Source organism: Peribacillus sp. NPDC056705 (assembly GCF_043656335.1).
Window position 1 is genome coordinate 168,748 of record NZ_JBHTYI010000004.1, and the last position, 24,214, is coordinate 192,961.

25 protein-coding genes are annotated in these 24,214 nt (G+C 40.5%); 20 read left to right on the forward strand and 5 right to left on the reverse strand.

What is annotated here, in order from left to right; translation table 11 throughout:
- Positions 1 to 24: 24 nt before the first annotated feature.
- On the reverse strand, positions 25 to 495 hold the full coding sequence (locus ACFRAK_RS07500) for a thioredoxin family protein (protein ID WP_192203476.1): 471 nt from the start codon (positions 493 to 495) through the stop codon (positions 25 to 27).
- Between the two features lie 612 nt (positions 496 to 1,107).
- Between ACFRAK_RS07500 and ACFRAK_RS07505 the strand changes: the two genes are divergently transcribed.
- The 3 genes from ACFRAK_RS07505 to ACFRAK_RS07515 all read left to right on the forward strand — a co-directional run bounded on the left by ACFRAK_RS07505 (position 1,108) and on the right by ACFRAK_RS07515 (position 5,233).
- Positions 1,108 to 2,655 (forward strand): carbon-nitrogen hydrolase family protein, encoded by a 1,548-nt coding sequence (locus ACFRAK_RS07505; protein WP_192203477.1) that lies wholly within the window; start codon positions 1,108 to 1,110, stop codon positions 2,653 to 2,655.
- Positions 2,656 to 2,808: 153 nt separating this feature from the next.
- The gene (locus ACFRAK_RS07510; protein ID WP_394571500.1) at positions 2,809 to 4,539 is read left to right on the forward strand and encodes a phospho-sugar mutase; all 1,731 of its coding nucleotides are present in this window, start codon (positions 2,809 to 2,811) and stop codon (positions 4,537 to 4,539) included.
- 166 nt (positions 4,540 to 4,705) lie between these two features.
- On the forward strand, positions 4,706 to 5,233 hold the full coding sequence (locus tag ACFRAK_RS07515) for an NADPH-dependent FMN reductase (protein WP_387596796.1): 528 nt from the start codon (positions 4,706 to 4,708) through the stop codon (positions 5,231 to 5,233).
- Positions 5,234 to 5,363: 130 nt separating this feature from the next.
- Here the strand turns inward: ACFRAK_RS07515 and ACFRAK_RS07520 are convergent, their stop codons facing one another.
- On the reverse strand, positions 5,364 to 5,606 hold the full coding sequence (locus ACFRAK_RS07520) for a YhdB family protein (RefSeq protein WP_260284405.1): 243 nt from the start codon (positions 5,604 to 5,606) through the stop codon (positions 5,364 to 5,366).
- Positions 5,607 to 5,738: 132 nt separating this feature from the next.
- Here ACFRAK_RS07520 and ACFRAK_RS07525 point away from each other — a divergent pair, with 132 nt between their 5' ends.
- From ACFRAK_RS07525 to arsC, 16 genes are all read left to right on the forward strand, one after another.
- The gene (locus tag ACFRAK_RS07525) at positions 5,739 to 6,707 is read left to right on the forward strand and encodes a M14 family zinc carboxypeptidase (protein WP_394571501.1); all 969 of its coding nucleotides are present in this window, start codon (positions 5,739 to 5,741) and stop codon (positions 6,705 to 6,707) included.
- A gap of 49 nt (positions 6,708 to 6,756) precedes the next feature.
- Entirely contained in the window at positions 6,757 to 7,077 is a 321-nt protein-coding gene (locus ACFRAK_RS07530) for a DUF3889 domain-containing protein (protein WP_394571502.1), read from the forward strand.
- A gap of 242 nt (positions 7,078 to 7,319) precedes the next feature.
- Positions 7,320 to 8,201 (forward strand): radical SAM/SPASM domain-containing protein, encoded by an 882-nt coding sequence (locus ACFRAK_RS07535; RefSeq protein WP_192203482.1) that lies wholly within the window; start codon positions 7,320 to 7,322, stop codon positions 8,199 to 8,201.
- A gap of 204 nt (positions 8,202 to 8,405) precedes the next feature.
- Positions 8,406 to 9,248 carry a MurR/RpiR family transcriptional regulator gene (locus ACFRAK_RS07540; protein WP_260284408.1) on the forward strand — a complete coding sequence of 281 codons (843 nt, stop codon included), beginning with the start codon at positions 8,406 to 8,408 and terminating at the stop codon, positions 9,246 to 9,248.
- Between the two features lie 65 nt (positions 9,249 to 9,313).
- Positions 9,314 to 10,468, forward strand: a complete 1,155-nt coding sequence (locus ACFRAK_RS07545) for a M20 peptidase aminoacylase family protein (RefSeq protein WP_394571503.1) — start codon at positions 9,314 to 9,316, stop codon at positions 10,466 to 10,468.
- Complete coding sequence (locus ACFRAK_RS07550) at positions 10,461 to 11,255, forward strand: GNAT family N-acetyltransferase (protein WP_387596779.1); 795 nt, start codon at positions 10,461 to 10,463, stop codon at positions 11,253 to 11,255. Before ACFRAK_RS07545 ends, ACFRAK_RS07550 begins: the two co-directional genes overlap by 8 nt.
- A 13-nt stretch (positions 11,256 to 11,268) precedes the next feature.
- A complete protein-coding gene (menC, locus tag ACFRAK_RS07555) occupies positions 11,269 to 12,378 on the forward strand; it encodes an o-succinylbenzoate synthase (protein WP_387706551.1) in 1,110 nt (369 codons plus the stop codon).
- Between the two features lie 165 nt (positions 12,379 to 12,543).
- A complete protein-coding gene (locus ACFRAK_RS07560; RefSeq protein WP_387596773.1) occupies positions 12,544 to 13,623 on the forward strand; it encodes a YkvI family membrane protein in 1,080 nt (359 codons plus the stop codon).
- Positions 13,624 to 13,787: 164 nt separating this feature from the next.
- A complete protein-coding gene (locus ACFRAK_RS07565; RefSeq protein ID WP_387596770.1) occupies positions 13,788 to 15,203 on the forward strand; it encodes a SpoVR family protein in 1,416 nt (471 codons plus the stop codon).
- 169 nt (positions 15,204 to 15,372) lie between these two features.
- A complete protein-coding gene (locus tag ACFRAK_RS07570) occupies positions 15,373 to 15,858 on the forward strand; it encodes an arsinothricin resistance N-acetyltransferase ArsN1 family A (protein WP_387596767.1) in 486 nt (161 codons plus the stop codon).
- Between the two features lie 25 nt (positions 15,859 to 15,883).
- Positions 15,884 to 16,054: a hypothetical protein gene (locus tag ACFRAK_RS07575; RefSeq protein ID WP_394571504.1), complete on the forward strand. Its 171-nt coding sequence runs from the start codon at positions 15,884 to 15,886 to the stop codon at positions 16,052 to 16,054.
- A gap of 98 nt (positions 16,055 to 16,152) precedes the next feature.
- Positions 16,153 to 16,608 carry a MarR family winged helix-turn-helix transcriptional regulator gene (locus tag ACFRAK_RS07580; RefSeq protein ID WP_387596764.1) on the forward strand — a complete coding sequence of 152 codons (456 nt, stop codon included), beginning with the start codon at positions 16,153 to 16,155 and terminating at the stop codon, positions 16,606 to 16,608.
- Positions 16,609 to 16,680: 72 nt separating this feature from the next.
- On the forward strand, positions 16,681 to 18,054 hold the full coding sequence (locus ACFRAK_RS07585; protein WP_394571505.1) for an FAD-dependent oxidoreductase: 1,374 nt from the start codon (positions 16,681 to 16,683) through the stop codon (positions 18,052 to 18,054).
- Between the two features lie 969 nt (positions 18,055 to 19,023).
- On the forward strand, positions 19,024 to 19,371 hold the full coding sequence (locus ACFRAK_RS07590; protein ID WP_387596758.1) for an ArsR/SmtB family transcription factor: 348 nt from the start codon (positions 19,024 to 19,026) through the stop codon (positions 19,369 to 19,371).
- 17 nt (positions 19,372 to 19,388) lie between these two features.
- The gene (locus ACFRAK_RS07595; protein WP_394571506.1) at positions 19,389 to 20,687 is read left to right on the forward strand and encodes an arsenic transporter; all 1,299 of its coding nucleotides are present in this window, start codon (positions 19,389 to 19,391) and stop codon (positions 20,685 to 20,687) included.
- A 35-nt stretch (positions 20,688 to 20,722) separates the two neighbouring features.
- A complete protein-coding gene (gene arsC / locus ACFRAK_RS07600) occupies positions 20,723 to 21,142 on the forward strand; it encodes an arsenate reductase (thioredoxin) (protein WP_387596752.1) in 420 nt (139 codons plus the stop codon).
- An 86-nt stretch (positions 21,143 to 21,228) separates the two neighbouring features.
- Here arsC and ACFRAK_RS07605 read toward each other — a convergent pair whose 3' ends face one another.
- Positions 21,229 to 22,005 carry a SurA N-terminal domain-containing protein gene (locus ACFRAK_RS07605; RefSeq protein ID WP_387596749.1) on the reverse strand — a complete coding sequence of 259 codons (777 nt, stop codon included), beginning with the start codon at positions 22,003 to 22,005 and terminating at the stop codon, positions 21,229 to 21,231.
- A 427-nt stretch (positions 22,006 to 22,432) separates the two neighbouring features.
- Here ACFRAK_RS07605 and ACFRAK_RS07610 point away from each other — a divergent pair, with 427 nt between their 5' ends.
- Positions 22,433 to 23,479, forward strand: a complete 1,047-nt coding sequence (locus ACFRAK_RS07610) for an HD domain-containing phosphohydrolase (protein WP_387596747.1) — start codon at positions 22,433 to 22,435, stop codon at positions 23,477 to 23,479.
- Positions 23,480 to 23,662: 183 nt separating this feature from the next.
- On the opposite strand, the gene ACFRAK_RS07615 is transcribed toward ACFRAK_RS07610, so the two are convergent.
- Both ACFRAK_RS07615 and ACFRAK_RS07620 read right to left on the reverse strand, forming a co-directional pair.
- Complete coding sequence (locus ACFRAK_RS07615; protein ID WP_394571507.1) at positions 23,663 to 24,016, reverse strand: VTT domain-containing protein; 354 nt, start codon at positions 24,014 to 24,016, stop codon at positions 23,663 to 23,665.
- The gene (locus ACFRAK_RS07620) at positions 23,971 to 24,213 is read right to left on the reverse strand and encodes a TVP38/TMEM64 family protein (protein WP_394571508.1); all 243 of its coding nucleotides are present in this window, start codon (positions 24,211 to 24,213) and stop codon (positions 23,971 to 23,973) included. Before ACFRAK_RS07620 ends, ACFRAK_RS07615 begins: the two co-directional genes overlap by 46 nt.
- Position 24,214 lies beyond the last annotated feature (1 nt).

Below are 24,214 nucleotides of genomic sequence, written 5' to 3' on the forward strand. Positions count from 1 at the left end.
AGGGCCGGCTCATTTTTTCCATTCTTAATTAATATCATGGTCCTCGAACCATTTCTCGAACGTTACTTCATCATTAAAACCGACGATTCGCTCTTGTTCCTCACCATTTTTATAGTGAACGATGGTCGGGGTCTTTTTGATGCCATAATCGCTCCATCCTTGTTCAAACTCCAAAAGATTGAATTGAACAAGATCAATACCCAACTTCTCGGCCAAAGGTGCTACGACTGGTGTGGTTTTTTGACTGGTTGAATTCGTAGGACTATAGAAATAAACGGTCACGTCTTTACTATCTTGGAGGTCCTTCTCCAACTCTACAGGAAGGATCAAATTTTGATAATTGGGGTCATCCAGCTGATCGACAGTGGCAGGTTTAAGCTTATCCTTGCCGTATGGATTTCCTTTTGATTTTTCTTCTTTTTTCATGTTTGTAAAAACGCCCAGCAGGACAAAAAGGGCGACGATTATCACTAAAAATATAGCCATTTTCTTCATTAACCTGCAACCTCCTTGGATCTTGTCCATACGATGTAAATAATAATGACGAATGCAGTCAAGGCTAGAACGTGATGGTGATGAAACCAATACGTTTATATATTGTCCTGTACATGGAACCCTTCCTCATGCAAGGGTGTGTTCGGGAAAGAATGAAACCTTTGCAAAATAATGATACGTGAAAATGTATCCACCGATGCTGTTACTATCCTGGTAAGCAAATCCAATGATCTTATCGAATGATTGCAATTCCTAAAATGATCGTAAAAGGATACGTCGCTGATACCAACAGAGCGCAAACGGTTCAATTTGCTTAATTTCAGAGAAATAAAAGCTTCCAAACATAGCAATGATGGAGCAGCCAAGGCCAAAGTTAATAGGTTTTCCCCATTGCAAATAGTCTTGTTCATGGTTCCTCTTCCCCATCTCTTTTTGCTCTCATGAAAAGTATAGTATGTATGGACGGGGTCTGTAAAATATATATTCTTTTTATCGGGGATTGAGTATGGTTTTTATCCATGCAATTTTGAAATACATGGGTAGGTTCAGTTGTTTTAATTTTTGAATAAGGGGTATAATTCTTATGGAAGAGATTAAAGGAGTATGAGGAAAATGCCCAATTTGGACCTGCATAAATATGAAAAAATAATGGAAATACGTAATATGAGGCTAGGAGACATAGATGAAATAATTGCTTTGCAGTCGAGTTGCTTTCCTGGAATGGTTCCCTGGAAGCGAGATCAGCTTGAGAGTCATCTGGCAATTTTTCCGGAAGGACAGTTTGTGGCTGAATATGATGGAAAAGTGATTGGCTCATGTTCCAGTCTCATTATTAATTTTGACGAATATGATGACCGACATACATGGGATGATGTAACAGATAATGGATACATCACGAATCATAATCCGGACGGTTATAATTTATATGGGATCGAGGTCATGGTCCATCCTAAATTCCGCAGGATGAAAATAGGTCAAAGACTATATGATTCACGAAAAGAACTTGTTGCCCATTTGAATTTAAAAAGCATCATTATCGGCGGCAGGATCCCCAATTACCATAAACATGCGGATGAACTGTTACCAAGGGAATATGTGAAAGAAGTGCAATTGCATAAAATATATGATCCGGTTCTTTCGTTCCAGCTTTTAAATGGGTTCACGCTTATGAGGATCAATCCGAATTATTTACCGGATGATCTGCAATCGAATAAGTATGCTACGCTCATGGAGTGGAATAACGTCGATTATCAACCGAAAACAAAACGTTATTATAAAACATCAGAACCGGTAAGGGTTTGCGTCGTGCAGTACATGCTGCGTAAAATCGATTCATTCGAAGACTTCGCTAACCAAGTCGAGTATTTTACCGACGTTGCTTCGGATGCCAATGCGGATTTCGCCGTGTTCCCGGAATTATTCACCACCCAGCTGATGTCTTTCTTGAATGAAAGATCACCAAGCTTGGCTGTACGGAAACTGTCGGATTTCACGGAGCAGTACATTGAATTGTTTACCACTTTAGCTGTAAGGTATAACGTCAATATCATCGGCGGCTCCCATTTCGTAAAAGAAGATGATGATAATATCTATAATATCGCTTATTTATTCCGTCGCGATGGAACGATTGAAAAGCAATATAAAATTCATATCACACCAAATGAAAGAAAATGGTGGGGAATTAACGCTGGTGACCGCGTTCGAGTCTTTGATACGGACTGTGGAAAAATCGCCATACAGATTTGTTATGATATTGAGTTTCCGGAACTCGCCCGGATTGCTACCGACATGGGAGCCAAAATCATATTCACTCCATTTTGTACGGAAGACAGGCAAGGCTACCTGCGAGTTCGTTATTGTGCTCAGGCCCGTGCCGTGGAAAACCAAATTTATACCGTCATTTCCGGAACGGTCGGGAATCTTCCGCAAACGGAAAATATGGATATTCAGTATGCCCAATCGGGAATCTTCGCTCCATCGGATTTCGAATTTGCGCGTGATGGCATAGTCGGGGAAACCAGCCCGAACCTTGAGATGGTCCTGATTGGCGATGTTGATTTGGAGATCTTAAGGCGGGAGCGACAGTCCGGTACTGTAAGGCAATTGAAAGATCGCCGCCATGATATATACAATCTGCATTACAAAGATGGCGAAAAATAAAGAGGTAAAAGAGCTCGTGATGTGAAGAACGCTAGAGGTGGTTCTTTTCATTACGAGCCTTTACTTCATTTATTGGAATAAATATGATAATTTTGTATATGTAAGGAAGATACATAATCATTACTAATAAGGCGTTGGGAGGAGATGTTGGAGATGGATTGGAAATCTTTATATACCACATGGGCAGGGTACCAGAATTTAAATGGGGAATTACGTGTCCTCCTTGAGGAAATGCAGCGGGATGAAGCAAAACTCGAAGATGCCTTTTATAAAAATTTAGAATTTGGAACAGGCGGGATGCGTGGGGAAATCGGAGCGGGAACGAACCGGATGAATCTTTACACTGTAAGGAAGGCTACGGTTGGGTTGGCTCAATATATCTCTTCGTTTGGGGAAGAAGCAAAAGGAAGAGGGGCTGTGATCGCTTATGATTCGAGGCATAAGTCCCCGGAATTTGCACTCGAAGCAGCTAAGACCTTGGCTACATTTGGTGTGAAGGCTTATTTATTCGATGAATTGCGTCCGACTCCGGAATTGTCATTTGCGGTTCGCGAGTTGAATGCTTTTGCTGGAATCGTCATCACGGCAAGCCACAATCCGCCTGAATATAATGGTTACAAGGTTTATGGGCAGGATGGGGCACAATTACCCCCGGAAGCAGCCGATCAAGTGATCAGCTACGTGAATGCCATTGAAAATGAGCTTGAAATTCAGATTGAAGAAGCTGGTATCCTTAAAAGGAAGGGCCTCATCGAAATGGTCGGGGAGGAATTGGATGCGGCATATAACCGTGAGTTGCTCACAGTTCCCGAGAATCCGCAGCTTGCCGAGGAAATAGATGTGTCAATCGTCTTTACACCGCTTCATGGAACGGCCAATAAATCCGTCAGGCGCGCACTGCAAAGCTTAGGGTATCAAAATTTGCATATCGTCAAGGAGCAGGAATTGCCAGATCCGGATTTTTCGACAGTTAAGTCACCAAATCCTGAGGAACCAGCTGCATTTGAAATGGCCATCGAACTTGGAAACAAAGTGGAAGCGGATTTATTGATCGCAACGGACCCAGATGCCGACCGGCTTGGAATTGCCGTGAAAAACGAAGTAGGTCAATATGTTGTCCTGACTGGAAATCAAACAGGTGCACTTTTCCTGGACTATTTACTGTCCCAGAAAAATGAAAAAGGGAAGATTCCTCAAAATGGAGTCGTCTTAAAAACCATCGTCACTTCAGAAATCGGTCGGGCGATTGCCGAGTCATATGGCTTGAAGACGGTTGATGTACTTACCGGGTTTAAGTTCATCGCCGAGAAAATAAATCAATATCATGTAAGCGGGGAAAATAGCTTTTTGTTCGGATACGAAGAAAGCTACGGTTACCTGATTAAAGACTTTGCACGTGATAAGGATGCCATTCAAGCCGCAGTGCTGGCTGTTGAAGTCTGTGCTCATTATAAAAAGCAGGGATTGACACTATATGAAGGGTTACTGAATGTGTTTGAAAAATACGGCTATTACTTGGAAGGATTGCGTTCATTGACTTTAAAGGGCATAGAGGGAGCGAAACAGATTTCTGGAATATTGAATCAATTCCGTCAAAATCCCCCTTCCCGAATAGCTGGCATTCCGGTAGTTGCTGAAGAAGACTATCAACGCAGCAAAAAGCGTACATTACTTTCGAATGATGAAGATTTGATCGAGCTTCCGAAATCAAATGTATTGAAGTATTTCCTTGAAGATGGTACATGGGTTTGCCTCCGTCCTTCTGGCACTGAACCGAAAATTAAATTCTATTTCGGTGTCCAAGGTAAATCAATGCCAGAAGCTGAGTCCAAGTTATCGGGAGTCATGGAAGATTTCATGAGCAAGATTGAGGCGTTGGTTTAAATATATGAAAGCTAAACGAAGGACCCTTTTCGGTCTTTCGTTTTTTGTGATAGGAAATTTTCAGCAGCATGAATGATCAAAACTCTAGGAAATTCCGTTTCCGGTTTGGTATACTGTATTGGCGACTGATCTCGGAAAACATCGGGAATAATGGAGGTATAAATTCATGAAATTAGTAATAATTAACGGTTCACCACGTAAACAAGGGCGTACGGGGATAGCCTCACGCTACATATCCAAGAAATACGGAGCGGAACTTATTGATTTAAGCAATAGTGAAATCCCTTTATATTCAGGTGAAGGTGAGCAATATCAATTGGATGTGATTCAAGGTCTTCGGAAAAGCATCGAGGAAGCGGATGGCGTAATCCTGACCACTCCGGAATATCATGGTTCCATGAGCGGAGCCTTGAAAAATGCCTTGGATTTTCTAAGCAGTGAGCAATTCACGCATAAACCAGTTGCACTTTTGGCTGTCTCCGGCGGAGGTAAAGGTGGAATCAACGCCTTGAATTCCATGAGGACAGTGGGTCGAAGCCTTTATGCAAATGTGATCGCTAAACAATTGGTGCTTGATCCACATTGCTTCGATTACGAAAATGATGGTTTATTTGAAGAATCTGCCGTACTTGTAGAAGGTATGATTGAAGAGCTTAAAATGTATGCAACTTCATATACTGCAATGAAAAAATGATGAAAATGGGGGTCAGGTATTTAAATACCTGACCCTTCCTTGTTTATAGGGTTTCACCAGCCAAAGTTATATCCCCGATAATTAATCCTCTTGTATAAATTTTCCCGTTTTGCAAAAACTATAGTTGATTTTAGCTTGGAAGTTCACTTAAATAATCACTTGTTTGTTCTGCCGCATGATCCAGATAGCGAAGCAGTGCATACAGCTGGGATTGAATGATTTGATAATCATGCTCAAACCTGTAAGCATGCAAAAAATGTTCTATTTTTTTCGAAAGAAAGTGATCTTTCGTTCGAACCATCAATACTAACAAGCTGTCCCAATCAGAACGGTGTGTGTGAAACAATGCCTGATCATAATCAGCAATCCTCATGTTCTTCTCCCCCTTAATAAGGAGCTATTTGTATTTTGTTCAGATATGAAAGAACATTTCCTTACAATAAGTGGCGATGTATTTGGACCGCGGTTGTTGCTTTTTTCCTGAATAAAAATAAAAGGTGAGTGCATGAGGAAAATACTGGTAATAGGAATGTTGGTGCTGCTTTTTTTTCCTGAACCAAAGCTGGCGGCAAAAGTGTATTCCCCTGAACAGATGGAAATGGATCTGCAGGGAATCCAAAAGCAGTATGAAGTTAACGTTAAAATAATTGGACAAACTGAAAAAGGGAAAAATATAAAGGCAGTCAAATTAGGAAAAGGAAAAAGATCGATTTTGCTGGTGGGATCACATCATGGAAGGGAATGGCTCAGTTCCATACTTTTAATGCGCATGCTTGAAGAGTATGCAGCCGCCTATCAAGCGGGCAAACCAGTTGGAGAATACCGGACGGAATCATTAGATGAAGTGAGCATCTGGTTCATTCCGATGCTGAATCCAGATGGAGTAAGCATCCAGCAAGGAGATCTCTCCAACTTAAATGTTTTTGAAAAGGCTGCAGTATGGAAAATGAACCGATTTAGCAGGAATTGGTCCAGGTGGAAAGCCAACGCTAAAGGCATTGATTTAAATAGGCAGTATCCGGCTGGATGGCAAGAAGTCATGAGTGATGAAACAAAACCAACGTATCAATTTTATAAAGGCGGAAAACCATTAGAAGCAGCTGAAGTAAAAGCGCTTACGGACTTCACGAAGGAGATCGATCCCCTTATTGCTGTTTCCTACCATACCTCAGGAAGGGAAATCTTTTGGCATTACAAAAACAAACGGAAAAATATGGCGAGGGATTATGGGATTGCAAAAAAAACTGCCGAATTGACTGGATATGAACTGACCTTTCCGGAAAAAGAAGCGGTAGGAAGCGGATTTACGGATTGGTTCATCACTGAATTCCGCCGCCCGGGAATGACGATCGAGCTTAGTTATTTAGTGGATGAAACCAATCCGCCGTTGGCTGTGTTTCCTGAGGAGTGGAAGAGGAATCGATTGGTTGGAATCATGCTTGTAAAAGAAGCGGAGCAGCTGCATAACAACTGAACAATTTTACATAATAATAGTAAGCGGAAAGTATAAGGAGGAAAAGATTTTGAAAAAAGTCAGCGTGTTGCTAATGGGAATTTTTTTAATCATGCAAGCAGGTGCCATTTCAGCACATGCCCAAAAACCAGATTACGAAAAATACGGAAAGATTGCAATCACAGTTGTGCAGGCAGATTATCCTGAAGTTGAGATTAATGATTACGAATATAAGGGCAGAAAAACTGTATCGAAAAATCTCGTCGAAGACGTTTTCAGATTTTTGGTCGATGATAAAGGTCAGAAGTTCAATGTCATCGTGACCGTACAACATGATTTGAAAAATGAAAAATTACTTAGTTTGAAGGTCACGGAGCAAAAAGAGAAGTGAGGTCAGAACAAACGGAAAATTCAAGGTAGGCATCTTACGGGACATCTTCACCTCGAGAAGATGTTTTTTTCTGATTTCTTTTATAGGTTGTCTGGAAAATGGTGAATACCGGATTAGTTGTTAATTGAAAGTGATTCACATCCGTTCAGCTGCCATGAAGTTTTCATTGCATTTATGAGCAGCTAACCAGTATAGTTAGTATCAGATTGAAACAATAAGCTTGATTGTAGGGGTATTAGAAAATGAGAAGGTTTAAGAAAGTTTATGTGGAAATTACGAATATATGTAATTTGAAGTGTAATTTTTGTCCAAGTTCCAGCTTGCAAAGGACCCTGAAATTCATGGATCCTGAAGGGTTTACGGATGTAATCAAGAAAATCAAACCACACACCGATCATATTTATTTTCATCTGATGGGTGAACCATTTTTAAATAAAAATTTGGGTACATTCCTGGATATCAGTGCTGAAAATGACCTGAAGGTTAATATTACAACGAACGGTACTTTGATTCAAAAGGTCAAAGACAAGCTGCTCTCCAAAAAAGCCCTTCGGCAGGTGAATATTTCACTTCATAGCTTTGAGGCAAACGATACGAGCAATAGTCTAGATTCTTATGTCAGTAATATTGCCGATTTCATAAATGAAGCAAATGAAAAAAGCGAAGTGATTTGTGCCATTCGTTTATGGAATATGGATACGGCTGAATTAAAAGCGAGTAATGGCCTGAACGACGATATTCTTAGCATGCTGGAGGAGAAGCTTTCATTGGACATTCGCTTAAGTGAAGCTCTTCAGCAAAAGAATAATATTAAGTTGAAGGACCGGGTTTATATAAACATGGCCGAAAAATTCGAGTGGCCGGAATTGGACCGTGACATTATCGATGAAAATATTTTCTGCTATGCCCTTAGAGATCAGTTAGGCATCTTGGTGGATGGTACAGTGGTACCTTGTTGCTTGGATAGTGAAGGGAAAATACCGCTTGGAAATATATTCGAAACATCACTTGAAGACATTTTAAATGGTGAACGGGCGAAAAATATGTACGATGGTTTTTCAAGAAGATGTGCAGTTGAAGAATTATGTAAACGCTGTGGCTATGCAAAGCGCCATAAAAAATAAGATTAAGAAAAACCACGGAGTCCATCTTCGTGGTTTTTTGTGTGATTGAATGATATTGCTCCTTATTTTTTATTAAAAATTCAGAATATTATTGTTTTATTGGAAGTCCCGTGATAAAATACTCACTATTATTGATGAAGTAATAACTTCATATTGTCATATAAAAAGTATTGGATTCATATCTTGCTTCAGAGGGGATGTTTTATGGATTTACAGCAAAAGGTTAAAGAAGTATTCCCTAGTTTATCCACTGGTCAAAAAAAGGTAGCAAAATACTTGTTAGTGCATTCACATACATTTGCAGTCACTTCAGCTCAAGAGCTCGGTAAGGATATAGGGGTGAGTGAAACGACCATCATCCGCTTTTGCTATTCATTGGGGTTAAGTGGATATGCGGAACTTCAAAAACTTATTCGCAATCAATTGATATACGAGAGCAGCAGTTTGAATGAATATCATTCTTCAAAACTTGAAGCCGCGAATCAGCCAAACTTCATGGCTCAGGTGATGGGGCAAGATATCATCAGCATTGAAAAGACAATGAATAATTTATCAAATGAAGATTTCTCCAAAACAGTTGATAAATTGGCGGCAGCTGACAATGTTTTGATATCCGGACACCGGTTATCATTTTCGGCAGCACATTGGTTAACCTTTACGCTGAGGCTTGTTAGGGAAGAGGTCCATTTATATAGGCCTGATACAGATGATATATTTTTACTGTTGAATAAAATGACTGAAAATTCCGTTTTCGTATCCATTTCTTTTCACCGTTATGTTAAAGAGACTGTGAAAATCACGGAAATGGCAAAAAAAGCGGGTGCATTTGTAATTGGTGTTACAGATTCTGAATTGGCTCCAATTGCTGAATACGCTGACATATTATTGCCCATTTCAACACCCAGGACTTCCACTATCGATACGGCACCGGTGTTATTCTCATTATTGAATAGTTTAGTAGCTGGTGTATCGATTAAGGACGAACAGGGTTTCAAAGAAAGAAAAGCTATATATGATGCGTTCAATCAAGACGAATTTTTCTTTTGAGAGATTAAATTTCCATCAGTTCGGTGAACAAGCCGATTAAACCGGGATACAAGGGGGAGACAGAAATGGATATCACACAATCTATCGAAAAATTAAGGCCTCGTATACTCGATATCTTTGAGCATTTACACGCGCATCCTGAAACGAGTTGGAATGAAGTGAATACGACAGCTTTCATTTCAAATATTTTAACGGAAAATCAGTGTGCGGTGAAAACATTCAAGGACTGTACAGGAGTGATTGGGGAAATCGGGGATGGGGATTTCACGGTAGGGTTACGATCGGATATCGATGCACTTTGGCAGGAGGTGGATGGGACGTTTCAAGCCAATCATTCCTGTGGACACGATGGGCATATGACCTTGGCACTTGGAGTATTCCTGGTATTGAAAGAAATGGACTTCCATCCAAGAGGCAAACTTAAATTCATTTTTCAGCCTGCTGAAGAAAAAGGTACGGGCGCCTTGAAGATGATTGAAGAAAAAGTATTGGATGATGTCGATTTCCTTTATGGGGTGCACTTAAGACCGGTTGAGGAAGTGAAGGATGGGCAAGCGGCACCAGCCATTGTCCATGGTGCCGCTCAGTTCATTAAAGGAGAAATAGCGGGGACTGATGCACATGGGGCCAGACCGCATCAAGGGCAAAATGCCATCGAGATAGGAGCAGCCTTCATCACTTTGTTGAATGGTATCCATCTCAATCCATCCATCCCTTATTCGGCAAAAATGACCCAGTTTTTTGCTGGAGGGGAAAGCTCAAATATCATCCCTGGGAGAGCCACTTTCTCATTGGATTTACGGGCACAGGATAATGCAATGATGGAAGAGCTCACCAAGAAGGTGGAGAAGGTTGCAGAATCTTTGGCGATTGTCCATGGAGTCGAAGTGAAACTCGAACCGGGAACCAATGTTGCCGCAGCAACCGTGAACGATCAAGCCCGGGACATAATGTCTGAAGCGATAGCCGATACAATCGGGGAAGAAAATCTGGTAGCGCCTGTCATTACGACAGGAGGAGAGGATTTTCATTTTTATACGTTGAAAAGACCTGAACTGAAAGCGACGATGCTTGGATTGGGCTGTGATTTGGCACCAGGGCTCCATCATCCGAACATGACGTTCAACAAAGATGCTTTGTTATCGGGGATTGAAATCCTGGCCAAAGCCATCATACTGACTTTTGAGAAATATGGGGAGGGGGGACACTTACATGACTGATGAACTAATCATTAAATCACTATCAACACTTGAGGATTTACAAGAAGTGCAGCGACTGGAAGTCCTTGTATGGGGCATGGATTGCGTTCCCATCCATCAGACGATTACGGCAGTCAAAAACGGCGGGCTTGTTTTAGGCGGCTACATCAATGGCCAGTTAGTCGGGTTTCAATACAGTTTTCCGGGTTTCAAGGATGGAAGGTCATATCTTTGTTCACATATGTTAGCAATCCATCCGGCCCATCAAAAGAAGGGCTACGGCAGATTACTTAAACTTGCGCAAAAAGAAGAAGCACTGAAAAAAGGTTACGACTTGATCACATGGACGTATGATCCATTGGAAAGTGTGAATGCAAACTTGAACATCGGTAAGCTAAAAGCTGTTTGCTCTACCTATATGGATGATTGTTATGGAAATATGAATGATACCCTAAATGAAGGATTGTCCACTGATCGATTCATGGTGGAATGGAATATACGCCAGGAAGCAAAGGAAGATACTCCGCTTCCAGATAAAGCCACACACATCGTAACGACAGGAATGAATGACCAAGGCTTTCCTTACATCAAGGATTATCATTTTGAAAGCAATTCAGAGGTGATCGCCATACCCATTCCGACAGATATTCAACAAATCAAAAAGACTGATCTCAGCCTTGCGATTGATTGGCGGTTAAAAACCGGTGAATTATTCAAAAAGCTTTTTGCCAAAGGATATGTTGCAGCCGGGATTGAACGGGAACAAGGTGAAATTATTCAAAACTATTTATTAAAAAAACAAGAATAAGAGGGGAATCGGGATGAAAATAACAGAAGTGCGTTTACGTCATTTAAATATGGATTTGGTAGCTCCCTTTACAACAAGCTTTGGAACGTTTGTGGATAAGGAGTTCATTCTTGTGGAAGTGAAAAATGGAGAGGGGCTTTCAGGTTGGGCTGAATCTGTGGCGTTTTCAGCACCTTGGTATAACGAAGAAACCATAAAAACCAATTGGACCATGCTGGAGGATTTCCTGATACCGCTTGTATTGGATAAAGAAATAGAGCATCCCCGTGATGTATCGGATATGTTCTCGCATATTCGTAAGAATAATATGGCGAAATCGGCAATCGAGGGAGCCATCTGGGATTTATACGCAAAAGAAAATAATATCCCATTAAGCATGGCTTTAGGCGGGGAACTGGAAAAAATCGATGTTGGGATCAGTATCGGCATCCAAAAAACGGTACCTGAATTACTGGCGAAGATAGAAGCTGGATTGAAGGATGGGTATAAAAGAATAAAAATGAAAATCCAACCAGGCTGGGATGTAGATGTAATCAGGGAAGTGCGCAACCGATATCCCGATGTCCCGATCATGGCAGATGCAAACTCCGCTTACCGCCTGAAAGACATCGAATTACTGAAACAGCTTGATCTTTTTGATTTAATGATGATCGAGCAGCCTTTGTCATCAGATGATATTGTCGATCATGCCACATTACAAGCGGAAATCAAAACACCGATTTGCTTGGATGAAAGCATACATTCCGTGGAAGATGCAAGAAAAGCCCTTGAATTGGGAAGCTGTAAAATCATTAATATTAAGATCGGCAGGGTTGGCGGTTTAACGGAAGCGATGAAAATACATGAATTATGTAAAGAAAGGAATGTACCGGTTTGGTGCGGAGGCATGTTGGAATCTGGTGTGGGGCGTGCCCATAATATCGCATTGACAACACTTGATAACTTCACGATGCCTGGTGATACGGCAGCATCAACGAATTATTGGCATAAAGACATCATCCAACCGGAGGTTACAGTGGAAGGTGGAGTCATATCGGTTCCAAAGGCGGCAGGCATTGGCTATGAAGTCGATTACGCTGCGGTCGATGAATTCACTTCCTATAGTAAAAGATATACCAAATGATAAATGTATAAGAGTTGAATATAAAAGAGCCTCCCAGCTTCATGGGCTTCGGTCCGTTAACTTGAAGCAGGGAGGAGATTGAAAGAACTGGATAATGATGAAAGGGAAGATATTTCTTTTACCTTAAATTGTCAGAATAATCATATAATTAAGGTGGTATGTGATATGAAAAACAGTGTAAATCTTGCAGGTGCCTATATTGGAATCATCATTGGAGCAGGTTTCGCTTCAGGACAAGAAGTATTACAGTTCTTCACGAGTTTTGGAATCTACAGTGTATTGGGAATTTTGGTGGCAACAGCTTTATTCGCGTTTTTAGGCATGCAAGTTACTCAATTGGGGAGCACTTTCCAAACACGCTCCCATAAAAGCATCATCGATCATATTTGTGGCCGCTATATAGGCAGGGTGGTCGATATTATTATTACATTTTTCTTGTTTGGCGTTACAGTCATCATGATTGCCGGTTCCGGAACGATTTTTGAAGAACAATTCGGGATTCCAGGTATAGTTGGTGCAATCGTCATGACGGTGCTCACGATTGGTACTCTTTTACTAAATGTTAACAAAATAATGTCCATCATAAGTGCCGTAACCCCGTTTTTATTTGTTATAATGATCATTATTTCAGGTTATTCATTTTTTACATCCGATCTAAGTTTCAATCAAATCATTTCATCTTCAAGTAAAGGGACGGCAGCAACCGGAAATTGGATGATGGGGTCATTACTTTATGTTTCATATAATATGACTGCCGGAATTGCCATGCTAGCCGTAATGGGAGGGACCCTCAAGAATAAGAAAGAGGCTGGTATGGGAGGGGTTCTAGGAGGTATCGGATTGGGGATTTTGCTATTCTTGATCAATTTGGGGATGATGTCCGACTTGAAGGGCATAGAAAGCTCAGGTATGCCTACCCTTCATTTAGCAAATCAGATTTCTCCATGGTTGGGATATCTCCTATCAATCATCCTTTTAGGAATGATTTATAATACAGCTGTCGGGATGCTGTATGCATTCACCGCCAGGTTGGTGCCTGCTGAAACGAAACGCTTTAAAATATCCGTGATCATGGTCGGGGTCCTCGCGTTCCTTGCAAGTTTCGTTGGCTTTATTGAATTGGTTGGGACGGTATACCCAATCACAGGGTACTTAGGTTTTGTAATCATAGCAGCGCTCATCATTTCCTGGGTCCGTTCAAAAACGAAAAAAGAGGCTGTGAATACGGAATTAGTGAAATTTTAATATCCATAAGTTTGAGTGCAGAACTGCATGAAACATTTGGCCTGACATCTTCTTTTATGGAGGTGTTTTTTTTCTGTTATCGAGGACCTTTACTCATGATCACGGCATTTTTCCTCCTTTTTTTCATACATTAGTTTAAAGGCGGAAGACAAGGGGGATATCGGATGAATGAAGCGGAGCAAAAGGCTCTGGAATATGCCATTAGTGAAATTACAGAAATAGCAACTGGGTTCGGGTTGGATTTTTACCCGATGCGTTATGAAATTTGCCCTTCAGAAATCATTTATACATTTGGTGCCTATGGGATGCCGACCCGTTTTTCTCATTGGAGCTTTGGGAAGCAATTTCATAAAATGAAGCTGCAGTACGACTTTGGATTAAGTAAGATCTATGAACTGGTCATTAACTCTGATCCTTGTTACGCTTTTCTGCTGGACTCCAATTCACTTGTACAAAATAAATTGATTGTTGCGCACGTTTTGGCGCATTGTGACTTCTTTAAGAATAATATCCGTTTCAATAATACTAAGAGGGATATGGTAGAAAGTATGTCGGCAACGGCAGAAAGAATCCGTGAATATGAAATCCTGCATGGCAAAAAGGAAGTGGAAACCTTCCTCGATGCACTTTTAGCCATTGAAGAACATATCGATCCGTCGCTGATGAGACCGAAACTTGCCTGGACGATGGAAGATGAGGAAGAAGAAGAGGAAGTAAAACCGACAGCCACACAATACGATGATTTATGGAACCTTGATAAAAAGGATAAACCGAAGCAATCGAACGTTAAAAAGAGAAAAAAATTCCCGCCAAGGCCTGAAAAGGATATTATGCTTTTCATAGAACAGTACAGCAGGGATTTAACCGATTGGCAACGGGATATCATGACGATGATCAGGGAAGAGATGCTGTATTTCTGGCCGCAGCTGGAAACGAAAATCATGAACGAAGGCTGGGCATCCTACTGGCATCAGCGCATAATCCGTGAATTGGATCTATCCTCAGGGGAAGCCATTGAATTCGCAAAACTGAACGCAGGCGTCGTTCAGCCATCACGGACCAGCATCAATCCTTATTATCTTGGATTGAAAGTGCTTGAAGATATTGAAGAACGCTATGATAATCCAACTGAAGAAATGATCAAGCTGGGTGTCAAGCCTGGATCTGGCCGGGAAAAGATGTTCGAAGTCAGGGAAATCGAATCGGATATTTCCTTTCTCCGCAATTATTTGACGAAAGATCTAGTCATGCGGGAGGATATGTACTTATTCCAAAAGCAGGGCAAGGATTATAAAATCGTCGATAAGGCATGGGAACATGTTCGTGATCAACTCGTGAGTATGAGGGTTAACGGCGGTTTCCCGTATATCACAGTAAATGATGGGGACTTCATGCGCAATGGGGAACTGTATCTAAAGCATTGGTATGAAGATATTGAACTGGATCTGAAGTACCTCGAAAAAGTCATGCCATATATCCATCAGCTCTGGGGCCGCTCCGTTCATATGGAATCAGTCATAGAAGGAAAAGAAGTCCTGTTTTCCTATGATGGAAAAGGTATTCACCGGAAATATTTATAAAGCAGAAAAAACTGCCGATCACTCGGCAGTTTTCTTGTTTCAAGCTCTATTACTCGTTAAGAGCTACTTTGCATAAAGAATCAATTATACTTGTAATATGCAACTATTAATGTTATAAACCGATTATAGAATTTTGAAAAAACTCATTTAGCAAACGGAGGGGAAAAGTATGATCATTCGTGAAGCGATGGAAACGGACATAGTTTCCATCAAAGAAACTTACAATCAAGGGATTGAGGATCGGGTTGCCACGTTAGAAACTGAAACGAAGGACCAAACCTACATGGAGGAATGGTTTGCCAAACACATGGGACGATATAAGGTCATTGTCGCTGAGCATGAAGGGCAGATTGTTGGATGGTCTTCTTTAAACCCATATAACAGCCGCGATGCTTATAAAGGGGTTGCGGATTTATCCGTTTATATCTCAAGAGATCACCGAGGAAAAGGGATTGGCGGTTTATTGCTGCAATCCATCGAAAAGCTCGCAAAAGAAAATGATTTCAATAAAATTGTGTTATTCACTTTTCCCTTTAACCAGATGGGTCAAGGATTGTACAAAAAACGGGGGTATCGCGAAGTAGGAGTGTTTAAGAACCAGGGAATTTTAGACGGGGAATTTGTCGATGTGATGGCTATGGAGAAATTACTTTAAATAAAAATTAGGGGGGAGGAGGATTATGACAGTGAACCATTCAAGCGTATTTCTGTTGGTTATTTTGATGCCTATTTCAAGCTGGTTTTGGCTTCTCGTGAACCTGTGGTGGAAAAGGCAAAAGAATTCATTGAAACCAATTTTTTTAAAGGCGAAGCGTGTTATTATGGCGAGCAAGCTCACCGAAATTTCATGACGGCTTTTAATAAACTAAAAGGATAAATAAAAAATAGTTGAATTAAATAGTTGCAAAATGCAAATAATCAGCGTATAAATAAAAGTGAGGTGACAGTAATGGAAAATGAAAACCTTAGAGGTCTCTTCCAACTCTTAACTAGACGTTTTGGATTATTGAATAAAAATTGTTGCAGCGCAGATGGAATTGAGATATCCCTTGTTCAAAGCCATATCCTGTATGAAATAAACCGACAAAACCACGCTTCGATCCAGCAAATTGCAGAAACCCTGGGAACGGATATCACGACGTTCAGTCGACAAATCCAATCCCTTATAAAATTAAATTTAGTCACAAAAACTCCCGATGCGGAAGATAGGAGAATTTCTATCCTTTCTCTGACCGATGAAGGTGTGAAAGTCAACCAAACCATCGATCAGCAAATGAATGATTACTTGAATGAGATTTTCAAGACGATGAATGAATTTGAAAAGGAATCAGTCGTGCGTTCTCTACAACTGCTTAATGATCGAATGCTGAAGTCTTCGGTATGTTGTACTACTCCATGGGGGTAGTATAATTTTTCGAGAATACTTGCAAAATACAACCTTTTTTTTAAAAAAATAAAAATATAGGAGGGAATCAGGATGAGTCAATTTGATAAAAGCGCATTACCCGTAGCAATTATAGGAGGAGGTCCTGTGGGGCTGGCCGCGGCCGCTCATTTACTAAAAAAAGGGGAAAAGTTTATCGTATTGGAAGCAGGGGAATCGGTGGGTTCAAGTATGCTGGAGTGGGGACACGTTCGAATGTTTTCTCCTTGGCAGTATAACATCGATCAAGCAGCAAAGGAATTACTGGAGAACGCTGGATGGACGTCACCTGACGAGAAAGCTTTGCCGACAGGTCACGAATTGGTAGAAGAATACCTTTTGCCGCTAAGTAACCTTCCAGAAATAAAAGAACAGATTATGTTACAAGCAAAAGTAGTCGGTGTTGCCAAAAAGGCTCACGATAAATTAAAAACAGGAAAACGGGACACTGCTCCCTTTCACCTGTATGTAGAAGTGAATGGTGACACAACAGTAATTGAAGCGAAAGCTGTCATTGATTCATCAGGTACTTGGACAAATCCAAACCCCATCCTATCAAATGGTATCTGGACGAATATGGAGAGACAATTACACAATCAAATCCACTATGGCATTCCAAACGTCGAACAACTAGAAAATAGATATCAAAATAAAACGACCGTGGTGATTGGAAGCGGCCATTCTGCCATCAATGCCCTATTGGATCTGGCCACCTTACAGCAAAAGTTTACGGATACAAAGATCTACTGGGTTCTTCGTAAAAAACAGATCCATGAAGTGTACGGCGGACAAGAAAATGACGGGTTGGCGGCTCGTGGAGAACTGGGGATAAGAATTCAGCAATTAGTGGAATCTGGACGAATCCATATTCTTACTCCCTTTCATATTAACGGAGTTACTCCAACAAACGGTAAAATCACGGTAGTCGGAGAACTAAACGGAGAAAACTTCAAACTCGGTGATATCGATGAAATCGTTGTGAGTACGGGCTTCAGACCTGATACTTCCTTTTTAAATGAAATAAGGATAAACCTTGATTCAGCCGTGGAAAGCATAGAAGCGCTTGCTCCGTTAATTGATCCCAATATTCATAGTTGTGGAACCGTGCGGCCGCATGGTGAACAAGAATTACGGCACCCTGAAAAGAACTTCTACATTGTTGGCATGAAGAGTTACGGAAGAGCACCAACCTTCTTACTGGCGACAGGTTATGAACAAGTCCGTTCCGTGGTGGCATATCTGACAGGAGATGTAGAGGGGGCAAAAGAAGTGCATTTGGAACTCCCTGAAACAGGAGTGTGCAGTGTGAATCTCGCTTCCAGTTGCTGCGATTCAGATATTCCAGCAACTGAAACAAAGGATAATTCTTGCTGTGGCAGTCCCGTTTTAGCGAGATTGGAAATTAAAAAAAATTCTTGTTGTGAGTAAAACAGAAGACCAGTCTGAAATCAGGCTGGTCTTTTGGTATGATACTTTTTATTTCGAGCTGCAATATTAAATTATTTTTGGATAGTCGGATCACTTATTGTGACTTCTTTTGCCCTATGGAGCTAACGCACCTGTTAGATGAATAAGGAGTCAATTTACGATAAAAAGACCCATAAAGCGAAGGCACCTATTACAACTGGAATGATGGATAACAGTATAAGAATTATTTTCGCTATAATGTAGGATTTACTTGCTATTTTGTGAAAAAGAATCATATCCTGTTCTGCCCAAGTAGCATAGGTATCATTTCTAATCCATTTCCACTTCTTAACTTCCTTAAGATGTTCCTCTTCCGTATATTTTAACAAAATAAATATGAAAAAGATTATTCCTGGAATTTAAGCGTAACAGTAGATAAGTTAAAATTTAAGAAACAATTATCGGGAATTGAACAAATCACACTGAAAGATTTTCCGTATACCTGGGTAGGTAGCTCAAGTAAGGGATTTGATGATTTTTTTCACCTTGAGTACACAGTAGATGTATTTGCCAAAATGGAAAAAACGACGAATGACACCGATTTGTTGATTTCCGATGATGATTATTTCAGATACATAACTTTGACGGAAGATAATCAAATTGTGATAGGTGTTTTAGATATGAATTCAGAATTAAAACATAGAATAATTTCACTAGATTAAGATGAAATAATTCTTCTTTTCTTTAATCCATACAAAAAGAGACAGTGGTACACTGTCTTTTATTGATTGTTCACTATATGTCTTAGCGACGTTACTGAATTATCCTGACCCGTTAGTTCAAAGTGAAACCATCTTTTAAGCAGACAAAAATTAAAAATTATTTTGTTGAATATTTAAGTCTTGATTAAATAAGAATATGCTTATACAATGATATTGGATAACAACATAAGCATTTGATTATATATTCGATTAGGCTAGGAGGGATAACATGCAAACGAATGAAGCGTTGGATATAGAGGCTACGGCAAATGTTCTTAAACTTTTAGGTGATAAAACACGTTTGACGATGGTGAAAATTATGTCTGAACATGAATGCTGTGTCTGTGAATTTGTAGACCTGTTTGATATGAGCCAACCTGCTATTAGCCAACATTTACGAAAGTTGAAAGATAGCGGAATCGTGAATGAAGCGAGAAGGGGACAATGGATATTTTACTCGTTAAACCAAACATCCGCGTTTCACTCATTTATTCAAACGGTTATCAAGGATTTGCCGAGTCAAGCATTTAAAGTAGAAGAATTAACAGCACAAGGAAAACGAATTTGTTGTGACTAACGAGGAGGAGAACATCAGTGGGTACAGTTATATTAGCGAGTATCATCTTTTTGCTGACATTGACACTCGTCATTTGGCAACCCAAGGGATTGTCAATCGGCTGGTCAGCATGCGGGGGTGCGGTACTTGCCTTACTCGTTGGGGTTGTTGACTTCAATGATGTAATTGCCGTTACAAGTATTGTATGGAACGCGACGTTGGCGTTCATTGCTATTATCATTATTTCTTTAATTTTAGATGAAATTGGTTTCTTTGAATGGGCTGCCTTGCATATGGCGAGAGCGGCCAAGGGAAATGGAGTAAGGATGTTTGTGTATGTGAGCATTCTCGGAGCTCTAGTCGCTGCATTCTTCGCAAATGATGGAGCCGCGCTCATTTTAACTCCGATTGTTTTGGCGATGGTTCGAAACCTGAAGTTGGAAGAGAGAATGATCTTCCCATTTATCATTGCGAGTGGGTTTATTGCGGACACTACATCCTTACCTCTTGTCGTAAGTAATTTGGTCAACATTGTTTCTGCTGACTTTTTTGATATCGGGTTTATTGAGTTCGCATCTAGAATGATCGTTCCCAACCTGTTTTCATTAGCGGCTAGCATCCTGGTATTATATTTGTACTTCAGAAAGAGCATTCCGAAGTATTATGATATGGCTCAATTAAAGAAGCCAGTTGATGCCATTCGTGATATAAAAATGTTTCGCCTGTCTGGGATTGTTTTAGGGGTTCTGTTGGTAGGCTATTTTATCAGTGAATTTTTCAACATTCCTGTATCCATCATTGCAGGTGTTATCGCCATTTTCTTCTTGTTTATGGCAAGACGAAGCCCAGCTGTTAATACCAAGACCGTTGTAAAAGGCGCACCATGGGCGATTGTGTTCTTCTCCATTGGAATGTATGTCGTGGTGTATGGATTAAGAAACGTTGGATTGACGAATATTTTAGCTGACCTTATTCAAGTGACTGCTGATCAAGGATTATTCGCTGCTACTGTCGGGATGGGATTCATCGCAGCTATTCTTTCATCCCTTATGAATAACATGCCGACGGTCATGATAGACGCTCTTGCCATTTCCGATACGAATACAACGGGAGCGATTAGGGAGGCTCTTATTTATGCAAATGTCATTGGTTCGGATTTGGGACCGAAAATTACACCGATCGGTTCTTTGGCTACATTATTATGGCTGCATGTCCTTTCATTAAAAGGTGTGAAAATCTCATGGGGAACCTACTTCAAAACGGGTATCATCCTAACCATCCCAACATTGTTCATCACATTAGTCGGCCTATATATATGGTTGAACATTATTCACTAAACACATCATTTTACTCATAAAGGAGAGAAAACTATATGGCTAAAAAAACACTTTACTTCCTATGCACAGGTAACTCTTGCAGAAGTCAAATGGCAGAGGCGTGGGGGAAGAAATATTTAGGTAACGAATGGCAAGTGCTTAGTGCAGGAATCGAGGCCCATGGATTGAATCCCAAAGCTGTAAAAGCAATGAATGAAGTTGGATTGGACATCTCCAATCAAACTTCCGATATCATTGACCCTGACATATTGAATAATGCCGATTTTGTGGTCACATTATGTGGCGATGCGGCAGACAAATGTCCAATGACGCCACCGCAAGTTAAACGTGAACATTGGGGCTTTGAAGACCCGGCAAAAGCAGAAGGAACTTATGAAGAAATATGGGCTGCCTTCCAACGTGTTCGTGATGAAATTGGAGAAAGAATTGAACGTTTCTCGAAAACGGGTGAATAAATAAACTTGAAAAAGCCGTTAGTGTTAGTAAGGGGACCGAAGACCATAAAGAAAGAGCTGCCGATTTTTGGCAGCTCTTTTCATCATTAAATCTTAATGTCGACCTTAGCATTTTTCTGAAGTTCTTCCACATGCTTAACAAGCTTTTCCTGTTTCTTTTGCTGCTCTAATTGTTTCTTGATTTGCGGCTTCATTTCTTCGAGTTTCTGTACCTTCTGTCCGCTTGTTTTAGCTTGCTCTGCAACCTGGTCATAATACTTTTGGATTTCTTCATCAGTTACTTCTTCCACTTTAATCTCTTTTTCAACATACTTCGTATATGGGATATTCTCTGCGATCTGAGCATTCAGCATTTTTGAATTCAGGCCTGCTTGCTTCATCGCTTCCTTGAATTTCTCTTCACTCTCATATGGCTTTTTGATTTCGGCAAGTTGCTTTTCAATTTCGGCTTTGGAAGCTGTGTAGCCCTTTTTATCTGCTGCTTGAAGCAGCAAAGTCTGCCCAACTAAAGAGTTGAGCGTTTGCTCTTTAATTTGTTTGGCTCCCTCCTTGGTTGTTGGATCTTGTCCGAATTGCTGCATCTGCATTTGTGTGGTAGACAACACGGTATTATATTCCGCACCCGAAATTTTTTCGTCATTGACGATGGCCACCGTTTTCTTTTCATCCACCTTTTGCTTGTCTAGTTTCTTCTGCATTTCTTCCATCTGTTTTTGCTGTTCTTCAGTTGCTTTAGCCGTTTCTTTCTCAGTTGTTTTAGTCTCTTTGTCGTCATTTTTCTTATCAGCTTCATCGTTCGAACCACAAGCCGTCAGAACAACTGCCAATAATCCAATGATGATTGGGTATAATAATTTCTTCATATTTCAGTCTCCTTTCGTATTCAATGCTAAAAAATCATCTAATGCGCATTATAAAGGAATTTCCCATTAAAACACAATATTTTCATTCTTTTTTCCAGAAAACAGGAGGATAGTATAGGCATTAGCTCATTATATAAGTGTAACATTTGCGGAAATGAACCAATTTACCCTTCGTCATGAAATAAGCTTAAAAGGAATTCGAAGGCTGATACGTGGTGCAGACAGAAACTTGTAGTTCATCACTTACACACAAAACATTGCTTAGTAACTATTGTATCTAAAACTTGTATGGTATTATATACTTTATCATCCGAATGTAGTTCATTTAGCCTATATGTTGAGATTTTTAATCATGAACGGAGTGAGCCGTGAAAATGAGAAAAATGAAGAGACAGGATTGGAAATCCAGCTATTGGAGGTATAGATATTGAAAGGGAAAACAAGGCTGCCATCTGAATTGGCAGCGTATTTAAAGTTGGGGGATGCCGTCATCATTACGGATCAAGATCATCGCATACTTGATATTAATGCTTATTATGAAAGGACGACAGGGTATTCAAGGAACAGTATCATTGGGTTCAAAGCTGGATTCCTAAAGTCAGGGATAACACCTTTGTTTACATATACATCCCTGAAAAACGAGTTAAAGAAGGGAAATCCTTGGTCAGGGGTCTTCACCAACCGAAAGAAATCGGGTGACATTTGGCACTCCTCGATTACGATTACTCCTATTCAACTAGGAGGGCAGTGGTATTTTGTCGGGATATTCCGTGAACTGGAACAATTGAAAGAAGGGATTTACCTTTCGGAAAAGAAAAGGGCAGAGACCCAAAGGGAATTGTTAAAGGTTCTCGCCATTTCATGCGAAATCCGTGATCCAGGCATTGAAGAGCATTTATTGAGAGTTCAAAACCTAACCGAGCAGCTAGTCATGGTTCATAATCGAAGATGCCAGCTGGAACTATCTAAAAGCTATATGAATCATATCGTTCATTCAAGTATTCTGCATGATATCGGGAAAGCGGAAATTCCTGAGGGGATATTATACAAACCTGGCCCGTTATCTCCATATGAACGAAAAATCATCGAGATGCATCCATTAATGGGATCCGATATATTGAATAAGATTTCAAGGGAAATAAACCATGATGTAATCAGCAGCCTGGAAGTGGCTGAAAACATCATCCTCCATCATCATGAAAAATGGGATGGAACTGGATACCCACATCGTTTGAAAGGTGAGGACATCCCATTGGAAGCTAGAATAGTTGCCATTGTGGATGTGTTCGATGCATTGACCAGCAGAAGGCCGTATAAAGATTCCTGGTCAGTGGAGCGGGCCTTATCATTCATAAACGAACAAAAAGGAAAGCATTTCGACCCATCCATCGTGGCGTCTTTCTTTTGTTATTTTAATGAAAAGGCGGCGCAGAAAAAAGGTTTAGAAACCGATCGCAGCACAGGGATCTATTAAACAACGAACTCATAATATCTTATCCCGATATAATGGGATGGTAATGCCTTCATGGAAAGAAAAGGTCGCATCTGCCTTCTGGATCTGGTCGTTAACCATTGGAGACCAAGGGGGGCGGCTCCTATTATAGGGTAGAAAAGATAATCCCTGCCAATTTACCCTAAAAGTAGAGAAGCCTTTTTACTACATTCCTTTTTTCTTGTTTCTATTAAAGTAATAAACGATTGCGATTACCAGAATCAGCAGTACCAAAACAATTCTTACATCGCCTGATGCCTTCAATACTTGTGATACCGAATACGCTTCGACAAGGAGGGCAGGCAGTTTTCCGATGGATGTCGCGAGAAAGAAAAGCAGCATTCCCGTCTTGCTTAATGCTGCTGTAAGGTTGATCACGCCGGATGGAATAAAAGGAAGGAGCCTAAGCATCAGGATCATCCAAAATGCATGATAGCCTTGTGACTTATGCAGCAGCATGACCCAGCGGTTCTTCATGAACTTGGGTTTGAATGTTTGAAAGCCTTTCGATATAACCAAAAGCTGACCACTGCTCCGCCAATTTCCCCCACGTAAGAAAGGATCAATCCCTTTTCAAATCCAAACACGGTGATATTGGCAGCCGTGATGAATACGCTTGGAATGAAACCAAGCACACTAATCAATATATTGAATGCTAAACTTACAGCAATGGAAAAAGGTCCGCTGGATAGTAATGCCTCAGAAATGAAATTCATA

What these genes read in the sequence shown, in the direction of transcription:
- ACFRAK_RS07500 (WP_192203476.1), bottom strand. Translation starts at nt 495, where the DNA reads ATGAAGAAAATGGCTATATTTTTAGTGATAATCGTCGCCCTTTTTGTC.
- ACFRAK_RS07505 (WP_192203477.1), top strand. Translation starts at nt 1,108, where the DNA reads ATGCCCAATTTGGACCTGCATAAATATGAAAAAATAATGGAAATACGT.
- ACFRAK_RS07510 (WP_394571500.1), top strand. Translation starts at nt 2,809, where the DNA reads ATGGATTGGAAATCTTTATATACCACATGGGCAGGGTACCAGAATTTA.
- ACFRAK_RS07515 (WP_387596796.1), top strand. Translation starts at nt 4,706, where the DNA reads ATGAAATTAGTAATAATTAACGGTTCACCACGTAAACAAGGGCGTACG.
- ACFRAK_RS07520 (WP_260284405.1), bottom strand. Translation starts at nt 5,606, where the DNA reads ATGAGGATTGCTGATTATGATCAGGCATTGTTTCACACACACCGTTCT.
- ACFRAK_RS07525 (WP_394571501.1), top strand. Translation starts at nt 5,739, where the DNA reads ATGAGGAAAATACTGGTAATAGGAATGTTGGTGCTGCTTTTTTTTCCT.
- ACFRAK_RS07535 (WP_192203482.1), top strand. Translation starts at nt 7,320, where the DNA reads ATGAGAAGGTTTAAGAAAGTTTATGTGGAAATTACGAATATATGTAAT.
- ACFRAK_RS07540 (WP_260284408.1), top strand. Translation starts at nt 8,406, where the DNA reads ATGGATTTACAGCAAAAGGTTAAAGAAGTATTCCCTAGTTTATCCACT.
- ACFRAK_RS07545 (WP_394571503.1), top strand. Translation starts at nt 9,314, where the DNA reads ATGGATATCACACAATCTATCGAAAAATTAAGGCCTCGTATACTCGAT.
- ACFRAK_RS07550 (WP_387596779.1), top strand. Translation starts at nt 10,461, where the DNA reads ATGACTGATGAACTAATCATTAAATCACTATCAACACTTGAGGATTTA.
- menC (WP_387706551.1), top strand. Translation starts at nt 11,269, where the DNA reads ATGAAAATAACAGAAGTGCGTTTACGTCATTTAAATATGGATTTGGTA.
- ACFRAK_RS07560 (WP_387596773.1), top strand. Translation starts at nt 12,544, where the DNA reads ATGAAAAACAGTGTAAATCTTGCAGGTGCCTATATTGGAATCATCATT.
- ACFRAK_RS07565 (WP_387596770.1), top strand. Translation starts at nt 13,788, where the DNA reads ATGAATGAAGCGGAGCAAAAGGCTCTGGAATATGCCATTAGTGAAATT.
- ACFRAK_RS07570 (WP_387596767.1), top strand. Translation starts at nt 15,373, where the DNA reads ATGATCATTCGTGAAGCGATGGAAACGGACATAGTTTCCATCAAAGAA.
- ACFRAK_RS07575 (WP_394571504.1), top strand. Translation starts at nt 15,884, where the DNA reads ATGACAGTGAACCATTCAAGCGTATTTCTGTTGGTTATTTTGATGCCT.
- ACFRAK_RS07580 (WP_387596764.1), top strand. Translation starts at nt 16,153, where the DNA reads ATGGAAAATGAAAACCTTAGAGGTCTCTTCCAACTCTTAACTAGACGT.
- ACFRAK_RS07585 (WP_394571505.1), top strand. Translation starts at nt 16,681, where the DNA reads ATGAGTCAATTTGATAAAAGCGCATTACCCGTAGCAATTATAGGAGGA.
- ACFRAK_RS07590 (WP_387596758.1), top strand. Translation starts at nt 19,024, where the DNA reads ATGCAAACGAATGAAGCGTTGGATATAGAGGCTACGGCAAATGTTCTT.
- arsC (WP_387596752.1), top strand. Translation starts at nt 20,723, where the DNA reads ATGGCTAAAAAAACACTTTACTTCCTATGCACAGGTAACTCTTGCAGA.
- ACFRAK_RS07605 (WP_387596749.1), bottom strand. Translation starts at nt 22,005, where the DNA reads ATGAAGAAATTATTATACCCAATCATCATTGGATTATTGGCAGTTGTT.
- ACFRAK_RS07620 (WP_394571508.1), bottom strand. Translation starts at nt 24,213, where the DNA reads ATGAATTTCATTTCTGAGGCATTACTATCCAGCGGACCTTTTTCCATT.